Source organism: Pseudomonas sp. Ag1, assembly GCF_000278565.1.
In the GTDB taxonomy this organism is placed as follows: domain Bacteria; phylum Pseudomonadota; class Gammaproteobacteria; order Pseudomonadales; family Pseudomonadaceae; genus Aquipseudomonas.
The window spans coordinates 126,083-141,944 of the sequence record NZ_AKVH01000112.1; the positions used below are offsets into that span (position 1 = coordinate 126,083).

Below are 15,862 nucleotides of genomic sequence, written 5' to 3' on the forward strand. Positions count from 1 at the left end.
ACGGTCAAATGTGGGAGCGGGCTTGCTCGCGAAAGCGGTGGATCAGATAAGCATTCGTTGACTGACACACCGCTTTCGCGAGCAAGCCCGCTCCCACATTGACCTCACTCCGACTTGAGGTATCAGTCGAAGGTAATGCCCTGGGCCAGCGGCAGTTCCAGCGAGTAGTTCACGGTGTTGGTCTGGCGACGCATGTACCCGCGCCATGCATCCGAGCCCGACTCACGCCCGCCACCGGTCTCTTTCTCACCGCCAAACGCGCCACCAATCTCCGCGCCGCTCGGGCCGATGTTGACGTTCGCGATCCCGCAGTCACTGCCCACCGCCGACATGAACTGCTCGGCCTCGCGCACGTCAGTGGTAAAGATGCACGAAGACAGGCCTTGTGGCACTGCATTGTTCAGGCGCAGCGCTTCAGCGAAATCGGTATAGCCGACCACATACAGAATCGGCGCGAACGTCTCGGTGCACACCACATCACTCTGCTCCGGCATTTCCACGATGGCCGGCGACACGTAGTAAGCGTTGGGGAACGTGTCTTCCAACTGGCGCTTGCCGCCAAACACCCGGCCGCCTTCGCTCAAGGCCTGCTCCAGGGCGTCCTGCATGTTTTCGAAGCTGTGCTTGTCGATGAGCGGGCCGATCAGGTTGCCTTCCAGCGGATGGCCGATGCGCACTTTGGAATACGCAGCCTTGAGGCGGGTGACGATTTCCTCTTTTACCGACTCATGGGCGATCAGCCGACGCAGGCTGGTGCAGCGCTGGCCGGCGGTACCGACGGCGCTGAACAGAATCGCGCGCACGGCCATGTCCAGGTCGGCGCTTGGGCCGAGGATCATCGCGTTGTTGCCGCCCAGTTCGAGAATGCTGCGGGCAAAACGTGCAGCGACTTTCGGCGCTACTTCGCGGCCCATGCGGGTGCTGCCGGTGGCGCTGATCAGCGCAACACGCGGGTCATCCACGAGTGCGGAGCCGGCATCGCGGCCACCGATGATCACCTGGCTGAGGTACGGCGGCGCATCGCTGAAGTTCTTCAGTACGCGCTCGAACAGTGCCTGGCAGGCCAGGGCGGTAAGCGGGGTTTTTTCCGACGGTTTCCAGATCACTGCGTTGCCGCACACCAGCGCCAGCGCGGTGTTCCACGCCCATACGGCGACCGGGAAGTTGAAGGCGCTGATCACGCCAACCACGCCCAGCGGGTGCCAGGTTTCACGCATGTGGTGGCCCGGACGCTCGGAGGCGATGGTCAAGCCGTACAACTGGCGCGACAGGCCGACGGCGAAGTCGCAGATGTCGATCATTTCCTGCACTTCACCCAAACCTTCCTGGGTGATCTTGCCGGCTTCCCACGACACCAGCTCGCCGAGGTCGGCCTTGTACTCGCGCAACACGTCGCCGAACTGGCGCACCAGCTCACCACGACGGGGGGCCGGCACCTTGCGCCAGGCCTCGAATGCATGCTCGGCGCGACTGACCTGCTGCTCCACCTCGGCGGCGCCTTCCCAGTGCACACTGGCAATCCGGCTGCCATCAATGGGCGAATGCACGGGTTGTTTACCCGACTGGTACAGCGCCGGGTTTACCCCCAGACGATCAAGCAATGCGGCAACCATGGGTCACTCCTTCAATCTACAAACAGAAATTTGCGCCGCCAGCGGTCGCGGCGATCCAGACCTTATTTGTAGCTGGCCCAAGACTTGCCAACAAACGACGATTAGGCGAGATATCATTCCGTTTATTCATGCTAAGAACAAAAAGAGGCGTGCCGTGCTGAATAAAAGACATTTGCCCTCGATCACCGCCCTGCAGTGCTTCGAAGCGGTCACCCGCCACCTGAGTTTTACCCGCGCCGCCGAAGAGCTGAACCTCACCCAGAGCGCTGTCAGCAAACAGGTCGCGCAGCTGGAAGAACTGTTGCAGCACCTGCTGTTTCGCCGGGTGCGCCGCCGCTTGCAGATGACCCCGGCGGGCGATCTGTACCTGGTGGAAGTGCGCAAGATCCTCACCCAGGTGGAGATGTCCACCCATTACCTGCGCTCCTACGGCGGCGAGACTGAAGTGCTGCGGGTGTCCACGCCCTACACCTTCGGCGCCCGCTGGCTGGTGCCGCGCCTCAAGGGCTGGCGACTGCGCCATCCGCAGATTCACCTGGACCTGTGCAACGAACAGGAGCCCGACGAGCTGCTGCAAGGCAAGGCCGACCTGGCCTTCTACTTTGGCCAGGGCTCACGGCCCGGCACCGAGAGCCTCAAGCTGTTCAGCGAAGAACTGGTGCCCGTGTGCTCACCCGACAGCCTGCCCGCCCAAGCATTTACCGATCCCACGCAACTGAGCGAACTGGTGTTGCTGCAAAACGCCTCGCGCCCGCAAGGCTGGCATGACTGGTTCGCCGCCCAGGGTCATCACACCGAGCACAGCTACCATGGGCCGCGCTTCGAGACCTTTTATATGTGCATTCGCGCCGCACAGGTTGGCTGCGGTGTGGCGCTGCTGCCCAGGTTTCTGGTGGAAGAAGAGCTCGCCGAAGGCAAGCTGGTGATCCCCTGGCAGCATGCGATGCCGAGCCAGGATGCGTACTACCTGGCCTACCCCGAGCACTCGGCGGAAGTGCCCAAGGTGCGGGATTTTGTGAAGTGGATGATGGAGCAGGTTGAGTCTGATTGAGGCGCGTTGCCTGCAATACCGCCTTCGCGAGCAAGCCCGCTCCCACATTTGGAACGCATTTCAAATGTGGGAGCGGGCTTGCTCGCGAAGGCGTCAGGGGCCACACAACAATGCCCAGCTGAAAAAACACTGGCAAAACAGCACAGGTCTATGCGCCACTAGCGCCATTCCTTAATTGTGCGTAAAGGTCGGCGCCCATCGTCGACCCGTCTGGAGATTCCCGTTATGAGCGAGAGTGTGTTTGCCGATCGCATCGTGCAGAACCTGCTCGACACCGACTTCTACAAGCTGACCATGATGCAGGCGGTGCTGCACAACTACCCGAACGTGGAAGTTGAATGGGAGTTTCGTTGCCGCAACAGTGAAGACCTGCGCCCGTACCTGGCGGAGATCCGCTACCAGATCGAGCGCCTCGCCGAGCTGAGCCTGAGCCCCGACCAACTGGGCTTCCTGGAACGCATCAGCTTCATGAAGCCGGATTTCCTGCGTTTCCTCGGGCTGTTTCGCTTCAACCTGCGCTACGTGCACACCGGTATCGAAAACGGTGAGCTGTTTATCCGCCTGCGCGGGCCATGGCTGCACGTGATCCTGTTTGAAGTGCCGATGCTGGCCATCGTCAGCGAAGTGCGTAACCGCTATCGCTACCAGAGCGTGATCCTCGAACAGGCCCGCGAGCAGCTGTATCGCAAGTTCGACTGGCTGACGGCCAACGCCAGCGTCGAAGAACTGTCCGAACTGCAGGTCGCGGATTTCGGCACGCGTCGACGCTTCTCCTACCGCGTGCAGGAAGAAGTGGTGAACGTGCTCAAGCACGACTTCCCCGGGCGTTTTGTCGGCACCAGCAACGTGCACCTGGCCCGCGAGCTGAACATGAAGCCGCTGGGCACCATGGCCCACGAATGGATCATGGCCCACCAGCAACTCGGCCCGCGCCTGATCGACAGCCAGATCGCCGCCCTCGACTGCTGGGTGCGCGAGTACCGTGGCCTGCTGGGCATCGCCCTGACCGATTGCATCACCACCGATGCGTTTCTCAGCGATTTCGACCTGTACTTCGCCAAGCTCTTCGACGGCCTGCGCCACGACTCCGGTGACCCGGTGCAATGGGCCGAAAAGGCGATCGCCCACTATCACAAGCTGGGGATCGAGCCCATGAGCAAGACCCTGGTGTTCTCCGACAGCCTGTCGCTGCCCAAGGCGCTGGAGATTTTCCGCGCGCTGCGTGGTCGGATCAATGTGAGCTTCGGCATCGGCACCAACCTGACCTGTGATATTCCAGGTGTGGAACCGATGAGCATCGTGCTTAAAATGACTGCCTGTAATGGCCAGCCCGTCGCGAAGATTTCCGATGAAGCGGGCAAGACCCACTGCACCGATCCGAACTTTGTCGCCTATTTGCGCCACGTTTTCAAAGTACCTGCCCTACCCAGCAAGGAGTGAATCATGCAAGCCGTACAGCGCGAGATTGCTGAACAGCTCAAGGTCCAACCACCGTTCAAGGACCAGGCCGCCCTTGAGGCGGAGGTCGCCCGGCGCGTTACCTTTATCCAGGATTGCCTGCTCAATTCAGGCCTCAAGACGTTGGTGCTGGGCATCAGCGGCGGCGTCGACTCCCTGACCGCCGGCCTGCTGGCCCAGCGTGCAATGCAAGAGTTGCGGGCTGCCAAGGGTGACGATGCGTACCGCTTTATCGCGGTGCGCCTGCCCTACGAAACCCAGTTCGACGAACACGACGCCCAGGCGTCCGTGGACTTTATCGAGCCCGACGAGCGCCACACAGTGAACATCGGCCCGGCGGTGAAATCCCTGGCCAACGAAGTGGCGGCGTTTGAAGGCAAGGCCGCAGTCTCCCGGGACTTCGTGCTGGGCAACACCAAGGCGCGCATGCGCATGGTGGCGCAGTACACCATCGCCGGCGCGGCCGGTGGCTTGGTGATCGGTACCGACCATGCGGCGGAAGCCGTGATGGGCTTTTTCACCAAGTTCGGTGACGGTGCCTGCGACCTGGCACCGCTGAGCGGGCTGGTGAAGAACCAGGTGCGCGCGATTGCCCGGCACTTTGGTGCTCCGGAATCGCTGGTAGAGAAGATCCCGACGGCCGACCTGGAAGACCTGTCGCCGGGCAAGCCGGACGAGGCGTCCCATGGCGTGACCTATGCCGAGATCGACGCGTTCCTGCACGGCGAGCCGGTGCGCGAGGAAGCCTTCAAGATCATCTGCGACACCTATCGCAAGACCGAGCACAAGCGAGTAATGCCGTTTGCACCCTGATCTGACGTAGCGGCTCATTCTGGCAAAAGGGCTTGTTGTGGTGACGGAGCTTGCTGTGGTGAAAGAGCTTGCTGTGGCGAGGGAGCTTGCTCCCGCTGGGGCGCGAAGCGGCCCCTGAAACCTGCTTACTGCTTTTTCTGATGCTACGCGGTGAGCTTATTGGGGCTGCTCCGCAGCCCAGCGGGAGCAAGCTCCCTCGCCACAAGAGCAGCCTGCCTACAGGCAAAAAAAGCGCCCCGAAGGGCGCTTTTTTTTGCCTGAAGATTGCTTACTTCAGGGTCACAGTGCCTTTCATCATCGAGATGTGGCCTGGGAACGAGCAGAAGAACGCGTAGTCAGTGCCTGCCGCCAGCTTCGACACATCGAAGGTCACCGAGTCTTTCTCGCCTGCACCGATGATCTTGGTGTGGGCGATGATGCGGGTGTCACCGTCTTTCAGGTAGTTCTTGTCGATGCCGGCAGCCATGCCGTCGCTGGCGATGCCAGGCATGTCGGCGGCGGAACTCAGCACCCAGTTATGGCCCATGACGTTTTTCGGCAAGCTGCCGGAGTGGGTCAACTCAACGGTGAACGTCTTGCAGCTCTTGTCGATTTCGATGGCCTTGGTGTTGAAGGACATCTGGTCAGTGGAGTCGACAGTGACCTTGCACTCTGCAGCAAGCAACTGGCCGCTAGCCAGAGTCAGCAGGGAAACAGCAACGAGTTTGGCAAACATGTGAATCTCCAGGGCAGGGTTTAAAAAACGCATATTGCGACAAGGGTGCCTGAGTCAGGCAGGACTTCATATGATCTGTATCAACAGATTGTATACAACTTTAGGCTATCAGACTCATCGACACAATCTACCGGCCAAAGTGCGGGTGCCGGCCTATGATCGGTCCATCACCCTTCCGGAGTCCCAGCCATGCACCTCAATAGCCTGTTCCGCAGCCTGCTTGCCGCCTATGCCTGTGGTGCCAGCGGCACCTGCGAAACACCTCAACGCGAGGTTTAATCCTTTGAGAGACGCAAGCCAGCCTTTACTCTTTAGCCACAACTGAGTGGAGTCAGGTATGTCCTTGAAGTCTGTCTGTGTGTTTTGCGGTGCCAGCAGCGGCACCAACCCGGCCTACCGTGAAGCAGCCGTGGCCCTCGGGCGCGCGCTGGCGGAGCGCAAGCTGACCCTGGTGTACGGCGGCGGCGCCGTGGGCCTGATGGGTATCGTCGCCGATGCGGCGCTGGAAGCCGGCGGCGAGGTGATCGGAATTATTCCCGAAAGCCTGAAAAACCTCGAAATCGGCCACAAAGGCCTGACCCGCCTGGAGGTGGTCGACGGCATGCACGCCCGCAAGGCACGCATGGCCGAGCTGAGCGACGCCTTTATTGCGCTGCCGGGCGGCCTGGGCACCCTGGAAGAACTGTTCGAAGTCTGGACCTGGGGCCAGCTCGGCTACCACGGCAAACCGCTGGGTTTGCTCGAAGTGAACGGTTTTTACCGCAAGTTGACCGATTTTCTTGATCATATCGTCGGCGAAGGCTTCGTCCGGGCACCGCATCGTGCCATGCTGCAAATGAGCGAATCGCCGGCTGAGCTGCTTGACGTACTGGATGCCTGGCAACCGCTGGTCCTGCCCAAATGGGTGGACCAAAAACCCGATTAACCCTTGGGACGCGATTAAAGGCAGAATACGCGCCGCTCAACCTCACCTTCGACCCCAGAGGATCGCCCATGGCAAAACCTAATTACTCCTTCGCCAAACGTCAGAGAGACTTGGCCAAAGAGCAGAAGAAAGAGGAAAAGCTGCAGCGCAAGAAAATTGCAGCCGACGAAGAAGCCGGTGCACTGAACCCGGATGCTGAAGGTACAGTGGCTACAGACGAAACCGAAGCACCGAAAGACGCTGAATAGGTGATCGTTCCCACGCTCCGCGTGGGAATGCATCCTGGGGCGCTCCGCGTCCCGATTTGAGATATGTGCATTACTCCAGCGGCATCACCGTCACCCGCACTTCCGGGTCATGGCTCCCTCCCCCCAGAATCACCCCCCGCAACGGCGAAACATCGGAAAAGTCCCGGCCCCAGGCCAGGGTGATGTGTTCCAGTGCCGGCTGCACATTGTTGGTCGGGTCAAAATCCACCCAACCCGACACAGGGCAAAACACCGACACCCACGCGTGGGACGCATCCGCGCCGATCAACCGTGGTTGGCCGGGCGGTGGCTGGGTCAGCAGGTAACCACTGATATACCGCGCCGCCAGGCCCCGGGAACGCAGGCACGCGAGCATCAGGTGGGCGAAGTCCTGGCACACGCCGCGCCGGCGCTCCAGCACTTCCACCAGCGGCGTGGCGACCTGGGTGGCTTCGGCATCGAAAGTAAATTCGCTGAAGATCTTCTGCATCAGCGCCTGCACACCCAACAGCAACGGACGACCGGCCGGGAAACAGTCTTCGGAGAACTCGACGAAGCTTTTCTTCAAATGCACATAGGGCGATTCGAACCGATAGCGGCACGCCTCGATCACTTCGGCCGACAGCGGCTGGCTGCTGTAGGTCAGGCCGTTGCGGGTCTGGTCCCAGGCCGGCGACAGGCTGAAATCCAGCAGCGGCCGCGCCAACACCTCCACTGTCAGCCCGGCGTTCACCAGCAGTTCATCATGGGGCCGCTCGAATGCCAGCCGGGTGATCGGGTTGCCGAACACATCCAGTTCATCCCGGCGCGAGGTCGGCTCGGGGCTGATCTCCAGTTGCTGCGAGCTGCAGCGCTGCCAGGCGCAAGGCCGCGGCCACAGGTGCGCCAGCTGCTGGGCCAGGGACACCGGGCTGTCGTAGTGATAATGGGTATCGTGGAAAATCTGGTAGCGGGCACTCATCACACAGACACCGTTTGCTGGCTGACATCGTCCACATGGGCAAAATGGCGCAAGGCCAGGCGATCCGAGACTTGCCCACTTTCATCGGCCACCGCTTGCAGCAGGTCGGCCAGGCCGTCCAGCGCAGCGCGCACACTGGACTCGCCGAACAGCGGATTCTCCAGGCAGCCCAGGTCAAAGCGCGCCAGGCGCTCCACCAACGGCGCCAACCCGGTTTCCCGGGGCACGCTGAAATCGTCATTCAAGCGACGCAAGGTGCGGCTCACCAGTTTCAGCTGGAACAGCACTGCGTGAGGGTTTTGCTCATCCAGCAGCAACAGGTCCAGCACCGGAATCAGCTGCGGTACCGCGAGGTAGCGCGAACGATAGGTGATGCTGCTGTTGCCCAGTTCCAGCAACCACTCCAGCCCGGCCTGATCGAACACCGCCACGCCGCGCAGGAACGCCGCCAGGCTGCTGCTGAGAAACTGCAGGCGCTCGATGCGCCGGCCCATCATCAGGAAGCGCCAGCCTTCGTCGCGGGTCATGTCGTCAAGGGCAAAGCCCGACAGCGCGGCCAGGGACATCACCAGGCGGTTGAGGAAATCCAGCAGTTCGCCGAAGTCCGGCTCTTCGCTTTCCAGGTCCAGGGCTTCGCGCTGCAACTCCACCAGCGCCTGCCAGTTTTCCCGGGACAGCTTGCCGCGCACCTGGGACGCCGCCCACTGCAAGCGCTGCAAGTTGGCCCGCAGGCTCGACGGCCAGTCGTCACCGAGCAACGCCGCCTGAAGCCGCTCAGGCAACTCGCCCTCCTCCGGCAACAGTCGCAGGTTCTCACCCAGTTCAACCGCCGCCTGCAGCGCCAGCGGGTCGTCTCCGTCGACATAGCGGGCGAGGACGATCCGCAACCAGCGCGCACTGTCATCACAGCGCTCGCAATAACGGCCAAACCAGAACAGGTTTTCCACCACCCGCGACGGCAGGTACGGATCACGCCGCACCAGGTCATGGGCGCCGATGGCCCGCTGGGCGCGCCATTGCTCGGTGCCGTGGGCGCGTTCGCCGAGCACCCAGGTGTCCTTGCTCGCACCGCCGCGCTGCATCGACACCACTTCGGCATCGGCATCGGCGGCCACACGGGTCAGGCCACCGGGCAGTACCCGATAACCGTCGGCGCTGGCTACGGCGTACACACGCATGCCGATGGCGCGGTGCTGAAGGTGATCGTCAACGGTGTGCCAGACCGGCGCCTGGGACAACTGCGCAAGTTCCTGGGCGACATAGGCGTAAGGCCGCGCGCGCATGCGCTCAGCCAGGGCCTCGCGTTGTTCGTCGTTCAAGTCGCGGCCAAATACCGGGGTAAAGCTTTGCGACGGAAACGCCGGCTTGATCAGCAGTTCCGGCAGTTTCTCCAGGGCTTCGGCCAGCACCGGCGGCTCACCGCACCACCAGGTGGCGATGGACGGCAGGATCAGCTCTTCGCCAAACAGGAATTGATTGATCTTCGGCAGAAATCCCAACAGGCCAGGGGATTCCAGCACGCCACTGCCCAGGGCGTTGGCCACCAGCACATTGCCCTGGCGCACGGCATCCAGCAGGCCGGGCACGCCGAGGGCCGAGTCGGTGCGCAGTTCCAGCGGGTCGCAGAAGTCGTCGTCCAGGCGGCGCATGATCGCGTGCACCCGGCGCAGGCCGCTGAGGGTCTTGAGGTACACCGTGGCGTCGCGCACGGTCAGGTCGCCGCCTTCCACCAGCGGGTAGCCAAGCTGGCGGGCGAGGTACAGATGCTCGAAATAGCTTTCGTTGAAACGGCCCGGGGTCAGCAGCACGATCAGCGGTGGCTGGTCGTCGCTCGGCGCCTGGCGGGCCAGGGTTTCCTGCAGGGTGCGGAAGAACCCGGTGAGGTGCTGCACCTGCAAGTCGCGGTACAGGTCCGGGAAGGCGCGGGACACGATGGTGCGGTTTTCCAAAGCATAACCGGCGCCGGACGGGGCCTGGGTCCGGTCGGCGGTGACCCACCAGCGGCCATCCGGCGTACGCGCCAGGTCCACGGCGTACAGGTGCAGGAACGCGCCGTCGGGCGGCTGGATCCCCTGGCACGGCCACAGGAAATTGTTATGGCCGAACACCAGTTCTGCCGGCAGCAAGCCTTCGGCGATCAAGCGTTGCGGGCCGTAGAGGTCGGCCAGTACTGCATTCAGCAGGCGCGCACGCTGGGCGATGCCGGCGGAGAGTTGCTTCCATTCATCGGCGGCCAGCACGTGGGGCAGCAGGTCCAGCTCCCAGGGGCGATCGGCGCCCTTGGGGTCGGCGTAGACGTTGTAGGTCACGCCGTTTTCCTGGATCTGCCGAGTCAGCAAGGCTTGGCGCTGGGCCAGTTGCGCCGGGGTGCTGCGTTGCAAGTGATCGAGCAGCCGCTGCCAATGGGCGCGAACCGCGCCGCTGTCGTCCAGCAGTTCGTGATAAGTGCCCGCGGTCAGCGGGTAACGGTCGAGCAAGTCGGGCATGGAACGCTCGGCAGAGGCAAGGGAAGTCGAATTAACTCACAAACCACGCGATCCAACTGTGGGAGCGGGCTTGTGTGGGAGCGGGCTTGCTCGCGAAAGCGGAGTGTCAGTCACTTAATGTGTTTCTGAGACACCGTATTCGCGAGCAAGCCCGCTCCCACATTTTGAATCGCGTTTAGTCATTCTTATTGGAGAAGCGCCGCAAATCCAGGGTCATCGGCAATTCATCATTGATCACCACACTCGGCACCGGCAATTTCCCGGGGCTGTGTCCCAAGCGGAAAAACCGCGCCATCCGCCGGCTTTCAGCTTCATTGGCATTCACCGGCAGGCTGTCGTAATTGCGCCCGCCCGGGTGGGCGACATGGTACTGGCAACCGCCCAGCGAGCGCTGCATCCACGTATCCAAAAGATCGAACACCAGTGGCGCATGCACCGGGATCGTTGGCTGCAGGCAGTTGGCCGGTTGCCAGGCGCGATAACGCACGCCAGCCACAAACTCGCCGACGCGCCCGGTGGGTTGCAGCGGCACCGGGATGCCATTGCAGGTCAGCAGGTAACGCTGGGGCGGCAGGCCACTCAACTTGACCTGCAGGCGCTCCAGGGACGAATCCACGTAACGCACCGTACCGCCCACCGCGCCCTCCTCGCCCAGCACATGCCAGGGCTCCAGGGCCTGGCGCAATTCCAGTTCGATACCGCTGACGGCGTAGTCACCGACCTTGGGAAAGCGGAACTCCAGGTGCGCAGCAAACCATTCGGCCCGCAGCGGATAACCGGCAGCGTTCAGCTCGACGATCACGTCGGCAAAATCCTGCTCGATAAAGTGCGGCAGCAGGAAGCGGTCATGCAGCTCTGTGCCCCAGCGCGCCAGCTTCGGCGGCGCATAGGGTTCACGCCAGAACCGCGCGACCAGTGCCCGCAGCAGCAACTGCTGGGTCAGGCTCATGCGGGCGTGGGGCGGCATTTCAAAGGCACGCAATTCCAGCAGGCCCAGGCGGCCGGTGGCACCGTCCGGCGAGTAGAGCTTGTCGATGCAGAACTCGGCGCGGTGGGTGTTGCCAGTGACGTCGATCAGCAGGTTGCGCAGCAGGCGGTCCACCAACCATGGCGGGCATTCTTCGCCCGCTTCGGGCATCTGCGCGAAGGCGATTTCCAGCTCATACAGCGCATCGTTGCGCGCTTCGTCGACCCGTGGTGCCTGGGAAGTCGGGCCGATGAACAGGCCGGAAAACAGGTAGGACAATGACGGATGGTTATGCCAATAGCTGATCAGGCTGCGCAGCAGATCGGGGCGCCGCAGGAACGGTGAGTCCTTGGGCGTAGCGCCACCGAGCACAAAGTGGTTACCGCCGCCGGTGCCGGTGTGGCGCCCGTCGATCATGAATTTTTCTGTGGTGAGGCGGGTTTGCCGGGCTTCTTCGTAGAGAAATTCGGTGCGTTCCACCAACTCGTCCCAGGTGGCGGACGGCTGCACGTTGACCTCGATCACACCCGGATCCGGCGTCACCCGGAAGTTGCTCAGGCGTGGGTCGCTCGGCGGCTCATAGCCTTCCAGCAGCACCGGGCAATGCAGTTCTTCGGCGGTGGCTTCGATGGCGGCCACCAGTTCCAGGTAATCCTCGACCCGTTCCAGCGGCGGCATGAACAGGTACAAGCGGCCGTCCCGTGCCTCGGCGCACAGGGCGGTGCGGGTCAGCCAGTCGGCAGACTCGTCGATCTTCGGGATACGGTCTTGGCTGGCAGCTGCCTCGCCATGGCTTTGCAGTTGCGAGGTGGTCGGCAGGTCTGCCAGGTCCTGATTGGGATCGGTGGGGTGCACGAACGGATAGTCCGCCGCCGTTACCCACGGTTGCGAGGCCAGTGGCAGGCGATAACCCAACGGTGAATCGCCCGGCACCAGGCGGCAATGGTTGTCCCGCAGGTACCAGCGCCCGCTCTGCCAGCGGTCATTGGCCGCCGTGCGTGCCAGCGGCAGCACCTGGCCGATGACTTTATCCAGGCCCTGGCTGAAGACCTTGCGCAGGCGTTCGCGCTCAAGCTTGTCCTCCAGGCGCGGATCTTCGGCGCTGACGTTTTGCGGCAAGGCGCCTTCGCGCCACAGGTAATAGAAATTGTCTTCGTAGGCCGGGAATACAAACTGCGCGGGCAGTTTCAGGCGCTCGGCAACGCTGGCCAGAAAACGCCCGGCCATCACGCCGTCGGCGCCATAGCTTTGCTGCTCATCGGCGATCAGCGCGCTGTTGTGCCAGATCGGCACGCCGTCGCGGCGCCAGTAGCAGTTGAGGGACCAGCGCGGCAGTTGCTCGCCGGGGTACCACTTGCCCTGGCCGAAATGCACCAGGCCCTTGGGTGCGTAGTGCTTGCGCATGCGCTGGAACAGCTCGGCGGACAGCCGGCGTTTGTCCGGGCCCAGGGCGGCGGTGTTCCATTCCGCCCCGTCGGGGTCGTCGATGGAAACGAAGGTGGGTTCGCCGCCCATGGTCAGGCGTACGTCGTCCTTGTGCAGGTCACCGTCGATCTGCCGGCCCAGGGCCTGGATCGCCAGCCACTGCTCTTCGGTGTAGGGCTTGGTAACCCTGGGCGCTTCCCAAATCCGCTCCACGGACATCTCGTGGGTAAATTCGCACTCGCAGGGTTCCACCAGTCCACTGATGGGCGCCGCGGAAGAAGGGTCAGGACTACAGGCCAACGGGATATGACCTTCACCGGCGAACAAACCGGAGGTGGCATCGAGGCCGATCCAGCCGGCGCCGGGCAAATACACTTCGCACCAGGCGTGCAGGTCGGTGAAATCCACCTCGGTGCCGGACGGGCCATCGAGGGCTTTGACGTCGGCGGTCAGCTGGATCAGGTAGCCCGACACAAACCGTGCCGCCAACCCTAGGTTGCGCAGCAGTTGCACCAGCAACCACGCCGAATCCCGGCAGGAACCGGAGGCGTTTTCCAGGGTGAATTCCGGAGTTTGTACCCCCGGCTCCATGCGGATCAGGTAGCCGATATCGGCGGCCAGGCGCTGATTCAGGCCCACCAGGAAATCCACCGCCGGCAACGGCGTGCGGTCGATACCCGCCAGATACGCGGCGAATCTCGGGGTCAGCGGCAATGTTTCGAGGTACGGCGCCAGCTCGCGCTGCTCATCGGCGGCGTAGCTGAAAGGGATTTTTTCGGCGTAGGGTTCCAGGAAGAAATCGAACGGATTGAATACCGCCATCTCCGCCACCAGGTCGACTTCGATGCGCAGCTCGTCAGTTTTTTCCGTGAACACCAGACGCGCCAGGTAATTGCCCTGGGGATCTTGCTGCCAATTGATGAAGTGCTGTTCCGGCAGCACCTTCAGCGCGTAGGAAAGAATCCGCGTGCGGCTATGGGCCGCCGGACGCAGACGAACAATCTGTGGGCCGAGTTCGACCGCGCGGTCGTAGCGGTAATGCGTAACGTGGTGCAACGCGACATGAATCGACACGGCGGCCTCCTGCGAGCCAGGGCATGGAAACAAAGCGCGCAAGACTTATGCCAGAGCAGTGGTCATTGCGCTTTATCGTGGGACCCGGTGCAGTACAGCACCAAAACGGCGCGATGGCTGCCGTCGTGGTGCGAGGGTTGCACATATTTGTGGCGGGAGTGTGAGGGTGGGTGGTGAATCTACCCAGTCAACGGGCTTTGTGCCTGGCGATCACGGCTTCACGCAGGTGGCGAACTTCGACCAGTTTCTGGCGCATTTCGCGGTGGCGCTTGCTGTTAAGCAATAGCAGTGCAAGCAAGGGTAAAAGCACGCTCACGCCATAAATGAACGCATGCGGCTGATACACGATAGTGGGCAGCACACACGCGAAACAAAGCCCCAGTAACACCACCAGTGGCCAGACCCATTGCGGGTGCCCGCGCGCAATCATGAAGTTGCAGTGCACGATGACCATCGTTAAAGCGATTCCGCCGATAAAGGAGTACTTAGCGGTATCGGCCACAGAAAGATCCCGGAAATAGCTTTCAAAAAACAATGGCACCGCAAAGGCCAGGGAAAATACCGATGCCAATATCGCCCCCATGAAAACAGAAAAATACCGAGATAGAAAACCGCGAATGCTCGGTGCTTGGTTCATTGCTCGATTCCCTGATAAAAATCGACAGGAGTGATGTCCTGATACCTATCGGGTTCGGCTCTTGGTCTTCAAAGACTGCCGAATGTGGCGAATTCCCACGAGTTTAATGCGCATATCTCGCTGAACAGAGCTGTTGAGTATCAAGAGGCCAAACAGCGGAAAAACCAACGCCAGGCCATAAAGAACGGCGTGCGGCGCGTACTGAATCATGGGAAGCACAAACAGAAAGCAGGCGAAGTAAATACCCACCATTACCCACACCCACGAGGGGCGCCCGCGCAAAATCATGAAATTGCTATGGACCGTTAACAGGATCAGCAATGCTCCGATGAGCATGATCGAAAAGCCCAAGCCGCCAGCGAGAGGCGAATCACGAAAATAGGTCGCAAAGGAAAGCGCTGTAGCGAAGCCCAAAGAAAAATAGGCCGCAAATACACCACCGATAAAAGTAAGGAAGTAATGCCTGAAAAAATCACGAAGCGTCATCAGCTCGCTCATTCTCCGACCTCCTCATACAACCCCAATGCGATGGTTTTTACGTTGCCCGTGTAAGCACTCCCTATAAGGCCCGCCGTTGCGCCTAAGGCGTCTTTAATCTGGGTTTTGGTACTGTGTTTAAGTTGGGTCGGGGTAAAACGCTTGGGCAGTTCGCCCGACAACTGCTTGAGCTTGAGCATCTTCGATGTGAGGCGAGGGTCATTGATGGTCAGCAGTTCTTTTGTGAGCTTCGCTCTTTCTTGTCGATTCAAGCCACGAAGCACTTCGCGCAACGTCTTGCCTGTGGCCGCCTTCGCGACATTGACAAGTTTTATTGTCGTCAGGGCGGAGGCACCCACTCCAGCTAACGATACTGCGTCCAAAACCGTTGAGGTGTTCTGATACCACGCCTCGCTGTCGAGCCAATCATTTCCCTCTGGCCTTGCCACCTCGAGTACCGTTCGAGTAATGCCATTGAAACACTGGAGTGCGCTTGCACCAGCAGCCGCGTATCCGACCACGACGATGACCGAACTCGCGCCGGCGCTGAATGGAACCAAAATGGTTCCGCTGGCAATAGCCGCCCAACTGATGACGGCGCCAAAACAAGAAATGCCGGTATTCACGGCCTCACCAATCAGGCGGGATTCGCGCGGATTACTCACAACATGTTCAGCAAATTGCGTGGGGGCAATGTACTTCTGCGCCTCCCGCAGAATCACGCGCTTGGGCTTAATGCTGCAGAGGGGTTTGAATTCACGCAGGGTCACGATGTTGAAGTCAGCATCGATATACACCACACCCGCCCCCACAATGCCGGGGTCGGCGTCGATGGCGGCAAACAGGCGTGGCAGGTTGATCTGGCTTTCGATGCGCTGGCGGGCCATGAACTGGGAGCGGTTGGAGTCCATGCCGATGCCAAGCAGGGGGCTGCTCATGGGGGTGTTCTTCCTTGAAATGGGTGGTGTCTGAACTGGCGCTTTCGCGAGCAAGCCCGCTCCCACATTCGACC

Annotated in this window: 13 protein-coding genes; 5 read left to right on the top strand and 8 right to left on the bottom strand. The window is 61.4% G+C overall.

Annotation, left to right across the window (positions count from 1 at the left end; genetic code table 11):
- Nucleotides 1-122: 122 nt before the first annotated feature.
- The gene (amaB, locus tag A462_RS02685; protein ID WP_008439082.1) at nt 123-1,613 is read right to left on the bottom strand and encodes an L-piperidine-6-carboxylate dehydrogenase; all 1,491 of its coding nucleotides are present in this window, start codon (nt 1,611-1,613) and stop codon (nt 123-125) included.
- A 154-nt stretch (nt 1,614-1,767) separates the two neighbouring features.
- On the opposite strand from amaB, the gene A462_RS02680 reads away from it, so the two are divergent.
- The 3 genes from A462_RS02680 (at nt 1,768) to nadE (ending at nt 4,935) form a co-directional block, all read left to right on the top strand.
- Entirely contained in the window at nt 1,768-2,664 is an 897-nt protein-coding gene (locus A462_RS02680) for a LysR family transcriptional regulator (protein ID WP_003217454.1), read from the top strand.
- A gap of 225 nt (nt 2,665-2,889) precedes the next feature.
- The gene (pncB, locus tag A462_RS02675; protein ID WP_003217456.1) at nt 2,890-4,104 is read left to right on the top strand and encodes a nicotinate phosphoribosyltransferase; all 1,215 of its coding nucleotides are present in this window, start codon (nt 2,890-2,892) and stop codon (nt 4,102-4,104) included.
- Between the two features lie 3 nt (nt 4,105-4,107).
- Nucleotides 4,108-4,935 carry an ammonia-dependent NAD(+) synthetase gene (nadE, locus tag A462_RS02670; RefSeq protein WP_003217462.1) on the top strand — a complete coding sequence of 276 codons (828 nt, stop codon included), beginning with the start codon at nt 4,108-4,110 and terminating at the stop codon, nt 4,933-4,935.
- A 268-nt stretch (nt 4,936-5,203) separates the two neighbouring features.
- On the opposite strand, the gene azu is transcribed toward nadE, so the two are convergent.
- Nucleotides 5,204-5,650 carry an azurin gene (gene azu, locus A462_RS02665; RefSeq protein ID WP_008439083.1) on the bottom strand — a complete coding sequence of 149 codons (447 nt, stop codon included), beginning with the start codon at nt 5,648-5,650 and terminating at the stop codon, nt 5,204-5,206.
- 337 nt (nt 5,651-5,987) lie between these two features.
- On the opposite strand from azu, the gene A462_RS02660 reads away from it, so the two are divergent.
- Together A462_RS02660 and A462_RS02655 are read left to right on the top strand one after the other, a co-directional pair.
- Nucleotides 5,988-6,575: a TIGR00730 family Rossman fold protein gene (locus A462_RS02660; protein WP_003217468.1), complete on the top strand. Its 588-nt coding sequence runs from the start codon at nt 5,988-5,990 to the stop codon at nt 6,573-6,575.
- Nucleotides 6,576-6,643: 68 nt separating this feature from the next.
- A complete protein-coding gene (locus tag A462_RS02655) occupies nt 6,644-6,823 on the top strand; it encodes a hypothetical protein (RefSeq protein ID WP_003217470.1) in 180 nt (59 codons plus the stop codon).
- A gap of 70 nt (nt 6,824-6,893) precedes the next feature.
- Here A462_RS02655 and A462_RS02650 read toward each other — a convergent pair whose 3' ends face one another.
- The 6 genes from A462_RS02650 to A462_RS02625 all read right to left on the bottom strand — a co-directional run bounded on the left by A462_RS02650 (nt 6,894) and on the right by A462_RS02625 (nt 15,788).
- On the bottom strand, nt 6,894-7,784 hold the full coding sequence (locus tag A462_RS02650; RefSeq protein ID WP_003217471.1) for a transglutaminase family protein: 891 nt from the start codon (nt 7,782-7,784) through the stop codon (nt 6,894-6,896).
- Complete coding sequence (locus tag A462_RS02645) at nt 7,784-10,270, bottom strand: circularly permuted type 2 ATP-grasp protein (protein ID WP_008439084.1); 2,487 nt, start codon at nt 10,268-10,270, stop codon at nt 7,784-7,786. Before A462_RS02645 ends, A462_RS02650 begins: the two co-directional genes overlap by 1 nt.
- A gap of 175 nt (nt 10,271-10,445) precedes the next feature.
- The gene (locus tag A462_RS02640) at nt 10,446-13,736 is read right to left on the bottom strand and encodes a transglutaminase family protein (protein ID WP_008439086.1); all 3,291 of its coding nucleotides are present in this window, start codon (nt 13,734-13,736) and stop codon (nt 10,446-10,448) included.
- A 187-nt stretch (nt 13,737-13,923) separates the two neighbouring features.
- On the bottom strand, nt 13,924-14,373 hold the full coding sequence (locus tag A462_RS02635) for a hypothetical protein (protein WP_008439088.1): 450 nt from the start codon (nt 14,371-14,373) through the stop codon (nt 13,924-13,926).
- Nucleotides 14,374-14,418: 45 nt separating this feature from the next.
- Entirely contained in the window at nt 14,419-14,871 is a 453-nt protein-coding gene (locus A462_RS02630) for a hypothetical protein (RefSeq protein WP_008439089.1), read from the bottom strand.
- Nucleotides 14,868-15,788, bottom strand: coding sequence for a hypothetical protein (locus A462_RS02625; RefSeq protein ID WP_008439090.1), 921 nt, complete (start codon nt 15,786-15,788; stop codon nt 14,868-14,870). Before A462_RS02625 ends, A462_RS02630 begins: the two co-directional genes overlap by 4 nt.
- Nucleotides 15,789-15,862 lie beyond the last annotated feature (74 nt).